Origin of the sequence: Microbacterium binotii (genome assembly GCF_021398715.1) — a bacterium.
GTDB lineage: Bacteria > Actinomycetota > Actinomycetes > Actinomycetales > Microbacteriaceae > Microbacterium > Microbacterium binotii_A.
In genome coordinates this window covers 2,484,431-2,499,737 of the sequence record NZ_CP090347.1, presented here as the reverse complement: position 1 = coordinate 2,499,737, position 15,307 = coordinate 2,484,431, and the positions used below count along the sequence as shown (strand labels likewise).

Genomic DNA, 15,307 nt, shown 5'->3' with positions numbered 1-15,307 from the left:
GTGGTGCACCGGGCGTCACATCGCTGGGTCACCGGGGCGTCGGCGGTGTGGCCGGCGCACGAACATCCAGCTTACGCCCAGGTTCGCGTCCCGGCGCCGTGGCGGGCCGGGACGCGAACCTCTCAGCGCCAGAGGACGGCGATGGCGGCGTTGGCCAGGGTGAGGATGCCGATCGGCCAGAAGATCGCGGCGGGCAGCGAGCCGGTGCGGCGCTGACGGGCCGAACCGATGCCCAGAAGCGCGGCGATGACCAGCAGCACGACGAGCTTCACGCCGATCTTGACGTAGTTCAGCTCGTACTCGATGCCCCACGGTGCGGCGAGGGCGAGGCCGGCGACCGCGGCGATGGTCATGCCCAGGCTCATGAGCCGGGTGACGCGGATGCGGCGGCTGGCAGCTTCCACGACCCATGCTCCGAAGAGGATGGCGAAGCCGACGAGGTGCACGAGGACGACGATGTGACGCAGGATCTCCATGCCCGCCACCATACCTTATGTATTACTGAAGGTTGGTGCTCCGCGGTCGTTCAGCCGCGGATCTCGCGCAGCGTGAGGGCCGTGCGCAGCGCCGCATCCGCCGCCTCCGCGCCCTTGTCCTCCTTCGAGCCCGAGAGCCCCGCGCGATCGAGTCCCTGCTTCTCGTCGTCGAGGGTCAGCACCCCGAAGCCGACCGGCTTGCCGGTGTCGAGAGCGACGCGGGTCAGGCCGTCGGTGGCCGCGGAGGAGACGAACTCGAAGTGGGGCGTGCCGCCGCGGATGATGACGCCGAGGGCGATGACCCCGTCGGCGCCGGACTCCAACGCCGCCTTGGCGACGACGGGGAGCTCGAAGGAGCCCGCGACCCGCACGAGCGAGTAGTCGGCGCCGGATGCCGCGAGCACCCGCTCCGCGCCGGCGATCAGTCCGTCGCTGATCGTCTCGTGCCAGGTGCCGGCGACGATGACGACACGAAGGCCCCGGGCGTCGATCTCGGTCTGCTGGGGGGCGCCGTGGCCGCTCATCGGTTCTCCTTCATCTGCGCGAGCGCTTCGGTGAGGTCCTCGTCCGCGATGATGTGTCCCATCCGGTCGCGCTTGGTGGCGAGGTACTGGTGGTTGTTGGGGCCGACGCCCACGAGCAGCGGAACCTGCTCGACGACGTCGAGGCCGAGGGCGCGAAGCTGCGTGACCTTGTCGGTGTTGTTGGTCAGCAGCCGCACGCGCTCGACGCCGAGGTCGGCCAGGATGCCGGCGGCCGCGGCGTAGTCGCGCGCATCGGCGGGCAGGCCGAGCGCCAGGTTGGCATCGACCGTGTCGAGGCCCCGCTCCTGCAGGTTGTACGCGCGCAGCTTGTTGATGAGACCGATGCCGCGGCCCTCGTGGCCGCGCATGTACACCACGACGCCGCCGTCCTTCTCGATGCGGTCGAGCGCCGCATCCAGTTGCGGGCCGCACTCGCACTTGAGCGAACCGAACGCCTCGCCGGTCAAGCACTCGGAGTGCACGCGCACGAGGGGCGCGTCGTCCAGCTCTCCCTTGACGACGGCCAGGTGATCGGTGCCCGTCACGCGGTCCTTGTAGGCCAGGAAGCGGAACTCGCCGTGCGAGGTGGGCACCGTCGCCTCGGCGCGCAGGCTCACGCGCCGACGGTGCGACGCAGCGGCCGAGGGCTCCTCGCGCGGGTCCACCTCGTCGAGGTAGCCGACGAGCTGTTCGATCGTGATGACGGGGATGCCATCGCGCTCGCCGAGGGCCATGAGACCGGGAAGGCGCATCATGCTGCCGTCCTCGTCGACGATCTCCGCGATCGCGCCGACGGGCTCGAGCCCCGCCAGGCGCATGAGGTCGACAGCCGCCTCGGTGTGGCCGCCGCGCTCGCGCACACCGCCGTCCACCGCGCGCAGCGGCAGGATGTGGCCCGGCCGGTTCACCGAGGAGGGGGCGGAGGCGGGATCCGCCAGCACGTTCAGCGTGTGCGCCCGGTCTGCGGCGCTGATACCCGTCGTGACGCCGGATGCGGCGTCGACGCTCACGGTGTACGCGGTGCCGCGCGCATCCTGGTTCACCTCGACCATGGGGGGAAGATCGAGCCGGTCCGCCCACTCCGCGGGCATGGGCGCGCAGATGAAGCCGCTCGACCAGCGCACCGTCCACGCGATCCACTCGGGGGTCGCGAGCTGGGCGGAGAGGATCACGTCGCCCTCGTTCTCACGGTTCTCGTCGTCGGCGACGATCACCGGGCGACCGGCGGCGAGGGCCTGCAGGGCCTCGGGAATGGAACTCAGACTCATCGCGAGCCACCTTCCGTTGCGGGGGCGAAGGCCAGCAGTCGCTGCACGTGGCGCGCGAGGATGTCGGTCTCCAGGTTGACGACGTCGCCCGCGACACGCTCGCCGAGGGTGGTGGCGGCGAGGGTCTCGGGGATCAGCGACACCTCGAACCAGGCGTCTTCGGCCGACGGGTCGCTCGCGGCGCTGACCGTGAGGGAGACGCCGTCGAGGGCGATCGATCCCTTGTCGACCACGAGCGGGGCCAGGTCTCGGGGCAGCGAGATACGGATGACCCGCCACTCGGTGCCGGGGCGCACCTCCAGCACGCGGCCCGTGCCGTCGACGTGGCCCTGCACGATGTGGCCGCCCAGGCGTCCGCCGGCGGCCGTCGCGCGCTCGATGTTGACGGGCGTTCCCGCGACGACACCGCCGATCGCGGTGACGTCGAGCGTCTGGCGCATGACGTCGGCGGTGAACCAGTCCTCGCCCTGATCGATGACCGTGAGGCACACGCCCGAGACGGAGATCGAGTCGCCATGCGCCGCATCCGATACCGCTCGAGGGGCGGTGACCGTCAGGCGCACGCCGTCGCCCGAGGGCTCCGTGTGCGTGACGGTGCCGATCTCTTCCACGATCCCGGTGAACATCAGTGGGCTCCTTCTCGATCGGAGGCGGATTCTTCTGCGGATGCGGCGGGCCGCGAGATGAGCAGCAGATCGTCGCCGAGCCGGCGGGTCTCGATCAGCTGCAGGCGGCGCGCCTGGGAGATGTCGGCGACGCCGAGGTCGTCGAGGGCGACGCGGTCGCCGCCGAGGAGCACCGGGGCGACGTAGGTGAGCAGTTCGTCCACGAGGCCCTCCCGCAGCAGAGCGCTCTGCAGGTGGGGGCCACCTTCCACGAACACCCGTTGGATACCGCGTTCGTGCAGGGTGGCCAGGACCTCGTGCAGATCGCGCGTGCGCAGATGCCAGGGCTCTTTCGGATGGTGGCGCACGGCGGCGTCGGCGGGGATGTCGCGTTCGCCGACCACGACGGGTCGCGGCTGCGTCGGCCGTAGTTCGCCGTCGGGTGTGCGTGCGGTCAGCGCCGGGTCGTCCGCGAGGACGGTGCCGGTGCCGGCCATGATCGCGTCGGCACCCGCGCGCCGACGATGCACGTCCTCGCGAGCCTCGGGGCCGGTGATCCACTGGCTGGAGCCGTCTGCTGCCGCCGCGCGGCCGTCGAGACTCTGCGCCCACTTCAGGGTGACGTGCGGCCGCCCCAGTCGCTGCGCTTCCGCCCACGAGGCGAGCAGTTCCTGCGCCTCGTCCGCGAGCACGCCGGACTCGGTCTCGACGCCGGCCGCGCGCAAGCGCTCGGCGCCGCCGGATGCGGTCGGGGTGGGATCGCTCATCGCGTAGACGACCCGGGCGACACCCGCCTCGATGAGCGCGAGTGCGCACGGGCCGGTCCGGCCGGTGTGGTTGCACGGCTCCAGGGTGACCACGGCGGTCGCGCCGCGCACCGCATCCGGGTCCGCCTGAGACAGCGCGTCGACCTCGGCGTGGGCCGTTCCGGCGCCGTGGTGCCAGCCCTCGGCGATCACGTCGCCGTCGGGGGAGAGGAGCACAGCGCCCACCTGCGGGTTCACGCCGACGGGGCCTCGCCGGGCAAGCTCCAGCGCTCGCGCCATCGCGCGTTCCTCGGTCTCGCTCACCGGCATGTCTCGGGCCTCCTGATCGGCGGGCTCCGGGTAGCCGTCGCGGCGCTCGCGGACACACCGCTGAGCGCTCGTGCGCCTCCCATCCGGACTCGCGACCTGCGTCGCATCACCGTCGGTCCCGGAGTTCCACCGGATCGGCGATCCCCTCCTCACGGAGGATCACGCTCGCGGACTGTCACCGCCGGTTCGGATTCTCACCGACCCCGGAGCACGTTCTGCACTGAGTCTAGTCAACGCCGGATGGTCCGTTTCATTCCCGGACATGCACCGTCACGCCGCTCATTTCAGCAGACGCGACAGCCGCCGATCCGCCAGTACCTTGCCGCCGGTCTGGCACGTGGCGCAGTACTCGAGCGAGTTGTCGGCGAAGAACACCGACCGCACGATGTCGCCGCACACGGGGCACGCCTCGCCCTTGCGGCCGTGCACCCGCATCCCGCGCCGCTTCGCGTCTTTCAGCTCGGCGGGAGGCCTGCCGGATGCGGCCTCGACCGCATCGCGCAGCGTGTCGATCGTCGCGGTGTGCAGGGTGTCGATCTCGGCGGCGTCGAGCGTGGCTGCCAACGCGTACGGCGAGAGCCGGGCGACATGGAGAATCTCGTCGGAGTAGGCGTTGCCGATCCCGGCGATGATCGATTGATCCCGCAGGACCCCCTTGATCTGCGTGCGGCGTCCCGCGAGAAGCGCCGCCAGGGCGTCGCGCGTGAAGGCGGGCTCCAGCGGGTCCGGACCGAGCCGGGCGACGCCGGGGACATCAGCGGGGTCGCGCACCACCCACACGGCGAGCGACTTCTTGGTTCCCGCTTCGGTCAGATCGAACCCCGAACCGTCGGCGAAGCCCACCCGCAGTGCGATGGGGGAGCGGCCCGGTTTGATCACTGTCGTCGGCAGGGTGTCGTGCCAGCGCAGCCAGCCCGCCTTCGCGAGATGGAACACGAGGTGCGCTCCGGCATCCGTCGCGATGTCGACGAACTTGCCGCGGCGGGCGACCGATGCGACGTGGGCACCGACGAGGGCGTCGATCGGCGGGTCGTAGGTCTTCAGCGCCGAGATCGCGCTGACCCGTGCCTGAGTGATCTCCAGAGCGGTCAGGCGCGCGCCGAGGAAGTCGACGAGTCCCTGGACCTCCGGCATCTCGGGCATGGCGACATCCTGCCACGCACCGCCGACGGCGTCAGAGGGCTATCGGCCACTCCTGCGGCGTGCGATCATCCGTCGCGAGCAGGCTCGCGATCCAGCCGTCGCTGCGCTCGCCGTGGCCGTTGCGCAGAGCTCGGCGCAGAGTCCCCTCGAACCGGAAGCCCAGTGCCCGAGCCGCCCGAGCGGATGCCGTGTTCCCCACGGCGGCGCGCCACTCCAGACGCTCGAGCGCGAGCGCGTCGGTCGAGAAGCCCCAGTCGATGACGGCCTCCGACGCCTCCCGCACGATGCCCTGACCGCGCGCCTCGGCCGCCACCCAGAAACCGAGCTCCGCCGATCCGGTCTCCTGCAGATGGTGCAGGCCGATCATCCCCGACAGTGCGCCGTCGCGACGGATGGCCCACGTGGCGTCCGAAAAGTCGTCCCAGCGCTCGGCCGTCTGCGCCACGAACTCGTCGGCGTACGCGCGCAGGTACGGCGAGGGGACGGTCGTGAAGTGCCCGATGGCAGGATCCTGGCACGCGTCGTAGATGGCCGGAGCGTCGGATGCGGTCGGCACCGACAGCTCGAGCCGCGCGGTGCGAAGGGTGACGGGCAGCATTCCGTCACGCTACCGTGCGCGTCAGACCCTTACGTCGCTTGTCGCGCGCGGTGCGAGACGCTGCAACTGGGTCACGTGAGCCGGTGTCAGCTCGGCGAGCTCGCTCACCTGGAGCAGCTTCATCGTGCGCTCGACCTGTTCGGCGAGGATGGCGATCGCCCGGTCGACGCCCGCCCGCCCGCCGGCCATGAGGCCGTAGAGGTACGCGCGGCCGATGAGGGTGAACTTCGCCCCCATCGCAATCGAGGCGACGATGTCGGCGCCGTCCATGATGCCCGTGTCGATCGCGATCTCGGTGTCCCGTCCGACCTCGCGCACGACGTCAGGCAGCAGATGGAAGGGAATCGGGGCGCGGTCGAGCTGGCGCCCGCCGTGGTTGGACAGAACGAGGCCGTCGACGCCCAGATCGACGAGTTTGCGCGCATCCGGGACGTTCTGCACGCCCTTGATGACGATCTTCCCGGGCCAGAGCGAACGGATGATGTCGAGGTCCTCGAAGGAGATGGACGGGTCCATCGCGTTGTTGAGCAGTTCGCCGACGGTGCCGCCCGTGGTGGTCAGCGACGCGAACTCGAGCTTGGGCGTGGTGAGGAAGTCGAACCACCACCAGGGGCGGGGGATCGCATTGACGATCGTGCCGATGCTCAGCTGCGGCGGGATGGAGAACCCGTTGCGCTTGTCGCGCAGACGCGCACCCGCGACGGGGGTGTCGACGGTGAAGAACAGGGTGTCGAAGCCCGCCTTGGCCGCCCGTTCGACGAGGCCATAGGAGATGTCCCGGTCGCGCATGACGTAGAGCTGGAACCAGTTGCGGCCGTTCGGGTTGGTGGCCTTCACGTTCTCGATCGAGGTCGTTCCGAGCGTCGAGAGGGTGAAGGGGATGCCGGCGGCACCGGCGGCAGCGGCGCCGGCGTATTCGCCCTCGGTCTGCATGAGGCGCGTGAAGCCGGTCGGTGCGATGCCGAACGGGAGCGCGGAGGGACCGCCGAAGATCATCGTGCTGGTGTCGACCCGCGACACGTCGCGCAGGATCGAGGGGTGGAACTCGATGTCGCGGAACGCCTGGCGAGCCCTCTGCAGCGAGATCTCGGCATCCGCCGCACCGTCGGTGTAGTCGAAGGCGGCCTTCGGGGTGCGGCGCTTCGCGATGCGGCGCAGGTCGTCGATCGTCAGCGCTGCGGAGAGGCGGCGACGCTTGGCGTTCAGATCGGGTGTCTTGAACTGCATGAGCTCGAGCAGTTCGCGCGGATCGGGGAGCTGTCGGCTGACGGGACTCATGATCGTCCTTCGAGGTGGGAGTACGCGGCGCAGAGGGCGTATCGATTGGTCTGACCTCTGCGGTACAGTAGACCCCGGCCTCGGCGACGTCAACCCGCCGGGTGCGTTCGGCTCGAAGGCGAGAGGATACTCCGGTGACAGATCAGCGCACCCCGGAATGGGCACCCGTGCAGCGCAGTCGCGCGCACGAACTCGTCATCCAGGCCATCGAGGACCAGATCATGTCGGGGTCGCTGCAGGTCGATGACCCGCTCCCCTCGGAGCGCGAGCTCGCCGCACGTCTGGGCGTGAGCCGCGCGGGCGTCCGCGAGGCCGTGCGCGTCCTCGAGGGGCAGGGCGTTCTGCGCGCCCAGGTCGGTGCGGGCGCAGACGCGGGCACGTTCGTGGCTGCGCTGCCGGACGCCGCGCTGACCCGATTCCTTCGGCTGCACGCCGCTCTCGCGAACTACCCCTATCCCGACGTCATCGAGGCACGCATCGTGCTCGAACGATCGAGCGCCGAACTCGCCGCGCGGAACGCGGATGCCGAGGCCATCGCCGCGATCCGCACGGCGCTCGACGCGGGCGCCGTCGCCGGGCTCGGCCCTGCGGAGTACAACGACACCGACACGGCCTTCCACGTCGCGATCGCACAGGCCGGCGGTAACAGGCTCGTCGCCTCGATGACCGTGGCGATCCGGGAGTCGCTGAGCAGCCGCATCCTCGATGCCCTCCGGGACTACCGGGACTGGGAGGGACTGGCCGCGATCCTGCACACGCAGCACGTCGAGCTGCTCGACGCCATCGAGCGGCACGACGGTGCCGCCGCCGCCGACCTCGCAGAGCGCCACATCCGCTTCGCCGTCGACGCCCTCGCCGGCGGCTGACCCCCGCCACGTCCTACCCCCGCCACGTCTACCGGCCTGGTCGGGCACGCATCGCTCGCGGCGCCGGATCGCGACCCGAACTCCTGCACATCGGGCGTCGGCTCCTCCCGCCGGCCCCGCGCGGAGGGTTTTGCAGGAGTTCGGGCCCAGCGGGCTCCTAACGGGTGCGCGTTCGGTGCCGCCGTTCCTTCCGCTCCACTGCTGCGTACCGGACTCCTGCACATCGGGCGTCCGCTGCTCCCGCCGGCCCCGCGCGGAGGGTTTTGCAGGAGTTCGGGCCGAGCGGGCTCTGCGATCGATTCGGCTCCGCGCTGGGAGAGTCCTCCACCGGCCGAGGCTCACGGCGAGTTGCTCGCGCCGGCTCCTCTTCTCGCGGATGGGTCTGTCAGCTCCGTGAGGCTGTCGGCATGCTGCTGGCCTCGCCGTCATACCTGCGCACCGCGGAGCTTCGCCTCCGTGGCTACACCCGTGCGACGATTCGGCACGCGCTCGACTGCGGCGACCTCATCCGGGTGCGACGGGGTCGGTACGTCTGGGGCGGTCTGCATGAGTCGCACCTCCTCGCTGCCCGCTGGGGCGGCCGTCTCGACTGCGTGTCACTGCTGGGCGCTCTGGGTGTTTTCACCCTGTCTCCTGATGAAACCCATTTGCAGTTCGACCGTACGGACTCGCGCCTGCCGCGTCGTCACCGCGGTATCCGGGCGCATTGGCGTGAGTCCACGTGCGCCCGCGGGGATCTCCAAGCCGATCTGGTGGAGGCGCTCGCTCAGGCGTGTCGCTGTCAGTCGCCCCGGGTCGCCGTCGCGAGTCTCGACAGCGCGTTGCACCTGGGCTTGATCGACGCGGTCGATCTCGACGCCGTCTTCGACCGACTTCCGCGGCGCTACCGATCACTGCGCAAGCTCATCGACGCGCGGGCCGAAGCGGGCTCAGAGACGCTCGTGCGGTTGATGCTGCGGAGTTTGGGATACCGTCCTGCGCTGCAGGTCAGCCTTCCGGGCGTGGGGAGGGTGGATCTGCTCGTCGACGGTTGGCTCATCGTGGAGTGTGACAGCCGCGCGTTCCACGGCGACCTCTCGCAACAGATCAGAGACCGGCGCCGCGACCTCGCTGCGGCCGAGCTGGGTTACGTGACGATCCGCATCCTGGCGGAGGACATCTTCCACCGTCCGGATGCGGTGCGCGCCGCCCTCCGCGCGGTACTCGCTCGTCGGCGGGGCGGGGGTCGCAGCAGAGCGAGCGACTGAACGCCATTCCTCGTGGTGCGGTGGCCGCGGGTGACTGTGTCGTCGCCCGCATCCGCCGCTCGACGGCGTGAGGTGTCCGAACTCCTGCAATCCGTCGCTTTCGCCGGTCCAGCCGGGCCCGCGGCGCCGTTCTGCAGGAGTTCGGACCGGATGCGGCCATCACGGCGCTGGGCATGCGGCGACGAGCGCGTGCCCACTCCGGTTACCCGGGGCTCGCCGCCGTCGGCCCGAACTCCTGCAATCCGTCGCTTTCGCCGGTCGGGCCGGGCCTGCGGGGCGGTTCTGCAGGAGTTCGGGCCAGCGGACCACACGGCCGCCCGGGTGGGGCGGCAGGGGTCAGCTGCGGCGGAGGAGGCCGATGCGGTCGTAGACGTCGCCGAGGGTCTGCTCAGCGACGGCCGAGGCCTTCTGCGCATTGACGGCCAGGGCGCGGTCGAGTTCGGCGGGGTCGTCGAGCATGGCCAGGGCGCGCTCGCGCACCGGGCCGAACTCCGACACGACGACCTCCGCCAGCGCCTTCTTGAAGTCGCCGTAGCCGCGGCCCGCGAACTCGTCCTCGATCGAGGGGATCTGCCGGCCCGTGAGGGCGGCGAAGATCACGAGCAGGTTCGACACGCCGGGCTTGGTCTCGCGGTCGTACCGCACGACGCCTTCGGAGTCGGTCACCGCGCGCATGATCTTCTTCGCGTTGACCGCCGGGTCGTCGAGCAGCCACAGCACACCCGCGTCGGACTCCGCCGACTTCGACATCTTCGAGGTCGGATTCTGCAGGTCGTAGATGCGGGCCGTGTCCTGTCGGATCACGGGGGTCGGCACGGTGAAGGTCTCGCCGTACCGCGCGTTGAAGCGCTCGGCCAGGTCGCGGGTCAGCTCGACGTGCTGCTTCTGGTCGTCGCCGACGGGCACCACGTTGGTCTGGTACAGCAGGATGTCGGCCGCCATCAGCACGGGGTAGGTGAAAAGGCCCACGTTGGTCGCGTCGCTGCCGTACCGCTGCGACTTGTCCTTGAACTGCGTCATGCGCCCCGCCTCACCGAAGCCGGTGATCGTCGACAGGACCCATGCCAGCTCGGCGTGCGCGGGAACGTGCGACTGCACGTACAGCGCCGACTTCGACGGCTCGATACCGGCGGCGATGTACTGGGCGGCGGTGCGCCGGGTCTTCGCACGGAGCTCTGCCGGGTCGTTCGGCTGCGTGAGCGCATGGAGGTCGACGACGGAGAAGAACGCGTCGTAGGACTCCTGCAGGTCGCGCCACTGCAGCAGGGCCCCGATGTAGTTGCCGATCTGGAGGGAGTCGGCCGAAGGCTGCATTCCGGAGTACAGGCGCGCTTTGCTCACCCGTCGATTCTACGGACCCGGATGCGGTGCGCCGTCGCCTCTCAGACGCCCAGACGGTAGTCGGCCACCACGGGCGCGTGGTCGCTCCACCGTTCGGCATAGGATGCGGCCCGCGCGACCCGGTAGTCGGCGACGCGCGTCGCGAGGGCGGGAGTGGCCATGTGGTAGTCGATGCGCCAGCCCGTGTCGTTGTCGAACGCCTGTCCGCGGTTGGACCACCACGTGTACGGGCCGTCGACCTCACCGGCGAAACGGCGCCCGACATCCACCCAGCCGAGCCCGATGCCTTCGACTCCGTCGACGCCTGTCACGAGAGCCCCGGCATCGCCGAAGAAGCGGTCGAAGTACGAGCGCTCGCGGGGGAGGAATCCCGCCTTCTTCTGATTGCCGCGCCAGTTCTTGATGTCGAGCGGGCGGTGCCCGACGTTGAGATCGCCGGTCACCAGCGCCAGCGCATCGTCCTGCGCCAGCTCGCCGAGACGGACACTCATCGCGTCGAGGAATCCGTACTTCGCGTCCTGGCGGGGCGTGCCGTCTTCGCCGGAGTGCACGTAGGCGCTGACAACCGTGAGCTGCTCGCCGTCGACCTCGACGTCGGCCTCGATCCAGCGGCCGCGCGAGTCGACGCCCTCGTCACCGAGCTCGATGCGGGATGCGGTGATCGGGATGCGGCTGGCCACCGCCACCCCGGAGCGCCCCTTGCTCAGCGACTCGTCGTGCACGAGCTCCCAGCCCGGCAGCGCGCTCTCGAGGTGGGTGAGCTCGGCGCGCACCTCCTGGAGCGTCAGGACATCGACCCCCGCACTGTCGAGCCAGCCGGCCATGCCGTTTCTGACCGCGGCGCGGATTCCATTGACGTTGACAGAGGCGATGCGGAGGGTTCGTGACACGCCTTTCAGCGTATCCGGCACCACCGACATGCGACCGGTCTGCGCAGCCGTACCGCCCCGCGAACCTGCTCGAGGTGACGTGCGTGGCGACGTCGGCCACACGCCGGTCAGTCGAGCAGGTCGCGCAGGCGGGCGGCGGTGTCGGTCTCGTCGCGGCCGAGCGCCGCCACATCCCGTCGGGCCTGTTTCACGGCACGCGCCAGACGTGGCCTGCGCCACCACGGCGCCGAGGCGAGGGCCTTCTTCGCCTCGCGCAGACGCACGTGGGCGGCGATACGCAGCGCGCGCCGTTCGAGCCGTTCCCGCTCGGCGTCGCTGAGCTCGACCAGCGGCAGGTCGCGGTCGGAGGTGGAGACCGCGATCCACGCCGCCGCCACGAGGATCACGATGCCGGTGATGCGGAACCACAGGAGGAAGCCGATGAAGATGGCGAAGGTCGCGATGAGCGGGTTGCTCGGCGTGTAGCGCAGGAGGAGCCCCGCGCCCACCTGCAGCAGGGCGAGTGCCGCGCCGCCGAGGATCGACCCGGGCCAGATCCGCCGCCAGCGCAGCGACGTGCCGGTCAGGAAACGGAAGAGCAGGGCGAGCGCGACGGCGTTGACGAGGAACGCGACCACGAGGCTGAGCGCCCGCGCGAGGATCGTCGACCACGAGGAGTCCGGCTGCCACTGGAGGATGCTCGCCAGCAGATCCAGTGCCCACGTCGTGATCTGCACGAGCACCCAGCCGGCCAGCAGTGCGATGCCGAACAGTGCGGCCGCCAGGAGATCGCGGGCCTTGAGCACCAGGTAGCTGCGGGAGTCGAAGGGCAGGCCGAACGTGTCGCGCACCGCGCGGCGGGTGTAGGTGATGAACCCGATGGCCGTCCAGATGACCACCACGAGTGCAATGGCTCCGGTCACCGGCAGCAGGCCGCCGCTGCTCTGCGAGGCGACGGCCTCCACCTGGCTCGGCTTGACGAGACCGTTCTCGCTGATGAGGGCGGGGATGTAGCTGTTGACGATGTCGATCAGCTGGTGCACCGCCGCGTCGTCGCCGCCCAACCAGAGCCCGACCGCAGCGGCAGCGAGATAGATGCCGGCGAAGATCGCGAACAGCGACTGGTAGCTGACGCCCGCGGCCAGCAGGAACCCGTTGTGCTGGAGGAAGTGCCGCCAGACGCGGATGGGGAACCAGGCGAGGGTGCGACGGGTCAGCGCCGTTGCCTTCTCGATCGGTTCATCCAGACGTTCGCGCAGGTTCGCCTGCGCCGAATCCCACCGCTCCCGCAGGGAGCTCTCGTCTTGAGGCAGCACGAATCGCACGTCGGCGTCGTTCTCCGCAGCTCGCCTCACGCCCTCACCCTAGCGAGATCGGGGAGTGGGACTCCGCATCCGCTCAGCCGCGCAGGACCGCCTGCTTGACCTCGGCGATCGCCTTGGTCACCTGGATGCCGCGCGGGCATGCCTCGGTGCAGTTGAAGGTGGTGCGGCAGCGCCACACGCCCTCCTTGTCGTTGAGGATGTCCAGACGCACGTCGCCGGCGTCGTCGCGCGAGTCGAAGATGAAACGGTGCGCGTTCACGATCGCGGCGGGGCCGAAGTACTGGCCGTCGGTCCAGAACACGGGGCACGAGGAGGTGCACGCCGCGCAGAGGATGCACTTCGTGGTGTCGTCGAAGCGCTCGCGGTCGACGATCGACTGCACGCGCTCCTTGCCCTTCTCGGGCGTGGAGTTCGCGATGAGGAACGGCTGCACTTCGCGGTAGGACGCGAAGAAGGGCTCCATGTCGACGATGAGGTCCTTCTCCAGCGGCAGACCCTTGATCGCCTCGACGTAGATCGGCTTCGAGATGTCGAGGTCCTTGATCAGCGTCTTGCAGGCGAGGCGGTTGCGGCCGTTGATGCGCATGGCGTCCGAGCCGCAGATGCCGTGGGCACACGAGCGGCGGAAAGCGAGCGAACCGTCGACCTCCCACTTGATCTTGTGCAGGGCGTCGAGCACGCGGTCGGTGGAGTACACCTCCACGTCGTAGTCGACCCAGCGCGGCTCCTCGTCCAGCTCCGGGTTGAACCGGCGCACGATGAAGGTGACCAGGAACGCCTGGATGCCGGAGTCGTTGGTCTCCTGCACCTCGGGGGCCTCGGTGGTGGTCTCGGCGATGGCGGTGGCGGCCATGCTCAGTACTTCCTCTCCAGCGGCGGGTAGCGCAGTTCCCCGGCCTCGTTCTTGGTGAAGACGACCGGCTTCCAGTCGAGACGGATGTGGTCCTCCGGGTGGGAGGAGTGCGCATCGCCCGACAGGTAGGACATCGTGTGCTTCATGTAGTTCTCGTCGTCGCGCGTCGGGTAGTCGTCGCGCATGTGGCCGCCGCGGCTCTCCTTGCGGTTGCGCGCGGCGACGGCGACGACCTCGGCGATGTCGAGGAGGAAGCCGAGCTCGACGGCTTCGAGCAGATCGGTGTTGTACCGCTTGCCCTTGTCGTCGACGTGGATGTTCTTGTACCGCTCGCGCAGCTCGGCGATGACGAGCATGACCTCGCCGAGGGACTGGTCGGTGCGGAACACCTGGGCCTTGCGGTCCATCTCGTCCTGCAGCGTCTTGCGCAGCACGGCGATGCGCTCGGTGCCGGGGTTGTTGCGCAGCCCCTCGATCATCTCGCGCACCTCGCGGGCCGGGTCGTCAGGCAGCGGCACGAACTCCGCGCCGCTCTGGACGTACTTCACCGCGTTGCGCCCGGCGCGCTTGCCGAACACGTTGATGTCGAGCAGGGAGTTGGTGCCGAGGCGGTTGGAGCCGTGCACCGAGACGCACGCGCACTCGCCCGCGGCATAGAGGCCGGGAACGACGGTGTCGTTGTCGCTGAGCACCTCGGCCTCGATGTTGGTCGGGATGCCGCCCATCGCGTAGTGCGCCGTCGGCATCACCGGCACGGGCTCGACCACAGGGTCGACACCGAGGTAGGTGCGGGCGAACTCGGTGATGTCGGGGAGCTTGGTCTCGAGCACCTCGGCGCCCAGGTGGGTGCAGTCCAGGAGCACGTAGTCCTTGTGAGGCCCGGCGCCGCGACCCTCCTCGACCTCCTGCACCATGCACCGGCTGACGATGTCGCGCGGCGCGAGGTCTTTGATGGTCGGCGCGTAGCGCTCCATGAAGCGCTCGCCCGAGGCGTTGCGCAGGATGGCGCCCTCACCTCGTGCTCCCTCGGTGAGAAGGATGCCGAGACCGGCGAGGCCGGTCGGATGGAACTGGAAGAACTCCATGTCCTCGAGCGGGAGCCCCTTGCGCCAGACGATGCCGACGCCGTCACCGGTGAGCGTGTGCGCGTTGGAGGTGGTCTTGAAGATCTTGCCGAAGCCGCCGGTGGCGAACACCACGGCCTTCGACTGGAACACGTGCAGATCGCCGGTGGCCAGCTCGTACGCGACGACGCCGGCGACCTTGGTGGTGCCGCCGTCTTCGACCGTGACCAGATCGAGCACGTAGAACTCGTTGAAGAAGTTGATCCCGAGCTTGACGCAGTTCTGGAACAGCGTCTGCAGGATCATGTGGCCGGTGCGGTCAGCGGCGTAACACGCGCGGCGGACCGGGCTCTTGCCGTGATCGGCGGTGTGGCCCCCGAATCGACGCTGGTCGATCTTGCCGTCGGGGGTGCGGTTGAAGGGCAGGCCCATGTTCTCGAGGTCGATGACCGCGTCGATGGCCTCCTTGGCGAGGATCTCCGCCGCATCCTGGTCGACGAGGTAGTCGCCGCCCTTGATCGTGTCGAAGGTGTGCCACTCCCACGAGTCCTCTTCGACGTTGGCCAGAGCCGCGGCCATACCGCCCTGCGCGGCGCCCGTGTGCGAGCGGGTCGGGTAGAGCTTGGAGATGACGGCGGTCTTCGCGCCGGGGCCGGCCTCGATCGCCGCACGCATCCCGGCGCCGCCGGCGCCGACGATCACGATGTCGAACTGGTGGTAGTAGACACCGTCCTTGACGACGGTGTCCGCGGTGGAGTGAGTGCTCACAGGTGG

Annotated in this window: 15 protein-coding genes; 2 read left to right on the top strand and 13 right to left on the bottom strand. The window is 69.7% G+C overall.

The genetic code is table 11. The features are described 5' to 3' along the window. Nucleotides 1–122: 122 nt before the first annotated feature. From LXM64_RS12360 to LXM64_RS12325, 8 genes are all read right to left on the bottom strand, one after another. Complete coding sequence (locus LXM64_RS12360) at nucleotides 123–476, bottom strand: Fe-S protein (RefSeq protein WP_234073452.1); 354 nt, start codon at nucleotides 474–476, stop codon at nucleotides 123–125. A 50-nt stretch (nucleotides 477–526) separates the two neighbouring features. Continuing rightward, nucleotides 527–1,000, bottom strand: coding sequence for a 6,7-dimethyl-8-ribityllumazine synthase (gene ribH, locus LXM64_RS12355; RefSeq protein WP_234073451.1), 474 nt, complete (start codon nucleotides 998–1,000; stop codon nucleotides 527–529). Further along, nucleotides 997–2,268, bottom strand: coding sequence for a GTP cyclohydrolase II (ribA, locus tag LXM64_RS12350; protein WP_234073450.1), 1,272 nt, complete (start codon nucleotides 2,266–2,268; stop codon nucleotides 997–999). Before ribA ends, ribH begins: the two co-directional genes overlap by 4 nt. Next, entirely contained in the window at nucleotides 2,265–2,894 is a 630-nt protein-coding gene (locus LXM64_RS12345) for a riboflavin synthase (protein ID WP_234073449.1), read from the bottom strand. The genes ribA and LXM64_RS12345 overlap by 4 nt, the downstream gene beginning before the upstream one ends. After that, nucleotides 2,894–3,949: a bifunctional diaminohydroxyphosphoribosylaminopyrimidine deaminase/5-amino-6-(5-phosphoribosylamino)uracil reductase RibD gene (ribD, locus tag LXM64_RS12340; RefSeq protein ID WP_234073448.1), complete on the bottom strand. Its 1,056-nt coding sequence runs from the start codon at nucleotides 3,947–3,949 to the stop codon at nucleotides 2,894–2,896. Before ribD ends, LXM64_RS12345 begins: the two co-directional genes overlap by 1 nt. A 279-nt stretch (nucleotides 3,950–4,228) precedes the next feature. Next, entirely contained in the window at nucleotides 4,229–5,092 is an 864-nt protein-coding gene (locus LXM64_RS12335; protein ID WP_234073447.1) for an Fpg/Nei family DNA glycosylase, read from the bottom strand. A 31-nt stretch (nucleotides 5,093–5,123) separates the two neighbouring features. Beyond that, nucleotides 5,124–5,690 (bottom strand): GNAT family N-acetyltransferase, encoded by a 567-nt coding sequence (locus tag LXM64_RS12330; RefSeq protein WP_234073446.1) that lies wholly within the window; start codon nucleotides 5,688–5,690, stop codon nucleotides 5,124–5,126. A 21-nt stretch (nucleotides 5,691–5,711) separates the two neighbouring features. Beyond that, on the bottom strand, nucleotides 5,712–6,968 hold the full coding sequence (locus LXM64_RS12325) for an alpha-hydroxy acid oxidase (RefSeq protein WP_137416313.1): 1,257 nt from the start codon (nucleotides 6,966–6,968) through the stop codon (nucleotides 5,712–5,714). A gap of 134 nt (nucleotides 6,969–7,102) precedes the next feature. Here LXM64_RS12325 and LXM64_RS12320 point away from each other — a divergent pair, with 134 nt between their 5' ends. Further along, nucleotides 7,103–7,834 carry a FadR/GntR family transcriptional regulator gene (locus LXM64_RS12320; protein WP_234073445.1) on the top strand — a complete coding sequence of 244 codons (732 nt, stop codon included), beginning with the start codon at nucleotides 7,103–7,105 and terminating at the stop codon, nucleotides 7,832–7,834. Nucleotides 7,835–8,241: 407 nt separating this feature from the next. Beyond that, a complete protein-coding gene (locus LXM64_RS12315) occupies nucleotides 8,242–9,081 on the top strand; it encodes a hypothetical protein (protein ID WP_234073444.1) in 840 nt (279 codons plus the stop codon). 336 nt (nucleotides 9,082–9,417) lie between these two features. Here the strand turns inward: LXM64_RS12315 and trpS are convergent, their stop codons facing one another. The 5 genes from trpS to sdhA all read right to left on the bottom strand — a co-directional run bounded on the left by trpS (nucleotide 9,418) and on the right by sdhA (nucleotide 15,301). Further along, nucleotides 9,418–10,422 (bottom strand): tryptophan--tRNA ligase, encoded by a 1,005-nt coding sequence (trpS, locus tag LXM64_RS12310; RefSeq protein WP_267955102.1) that lies wholly within the window; start codon nucleotides 10,420–10,422, stop codon nucleotides 9,418–9,420. 41 nt (nucleotides 10,423–10,463) lie between these two features. Further along, complete coding sequence (locus tag LXM64_RS12305; RefSeq protein ID WP_234073443.1) at nucleotides 10,464–11,312, bottom strand: exodeoxyribonuclease III; 849 nt, start codon at nucleotides 11,310–11,312, stop codon at nucleotides 10,464–10,466. A gap of 107 nt (nucleotides 11,313–11,419) precedes the next feature. Then, a complete protein-coding gene (locus LXM64_RS12300) occupies nucleotides 11,420–12,646 on the bottom strand; it encodes a YihY/virulence factor BrkB family protein (protein ID WP_234073442.1) in 1,227 nt (408 codons plus the stop codon). Between the two features lie 43 nt (nucleotides 12,647–12,689). Then, nucleotides 12,690–13,469 carry a succinate dehydrogenase iron-sulfur subunit gene (locus LXM64_RS12295; RefSeq protein WP_137416317.1) on the bottom strand — a complete coding sequence of 260 codons (780 nt, stop codon included), beginning with the start codon at nucleotides 13,467–13,469 and terminating at the stop codon, nucleotides 12,690–12,692. Nucleotides 13,470–13,471: 2 nt separating this feature from the next. Next, a complete protein-coding gene (sdhA, locus tag LXM64_RS12290) occupies nucleotides 13,472–15,301 on the bottom strand; it encodes a succinate dehydrogenase flavoprotein subunit (protein WP_137416318.1) in 1,830 nt (609 codons plus the stop codon). Nucleotides 15,302–15,307 lie beyond the last annotated feature (6 nt).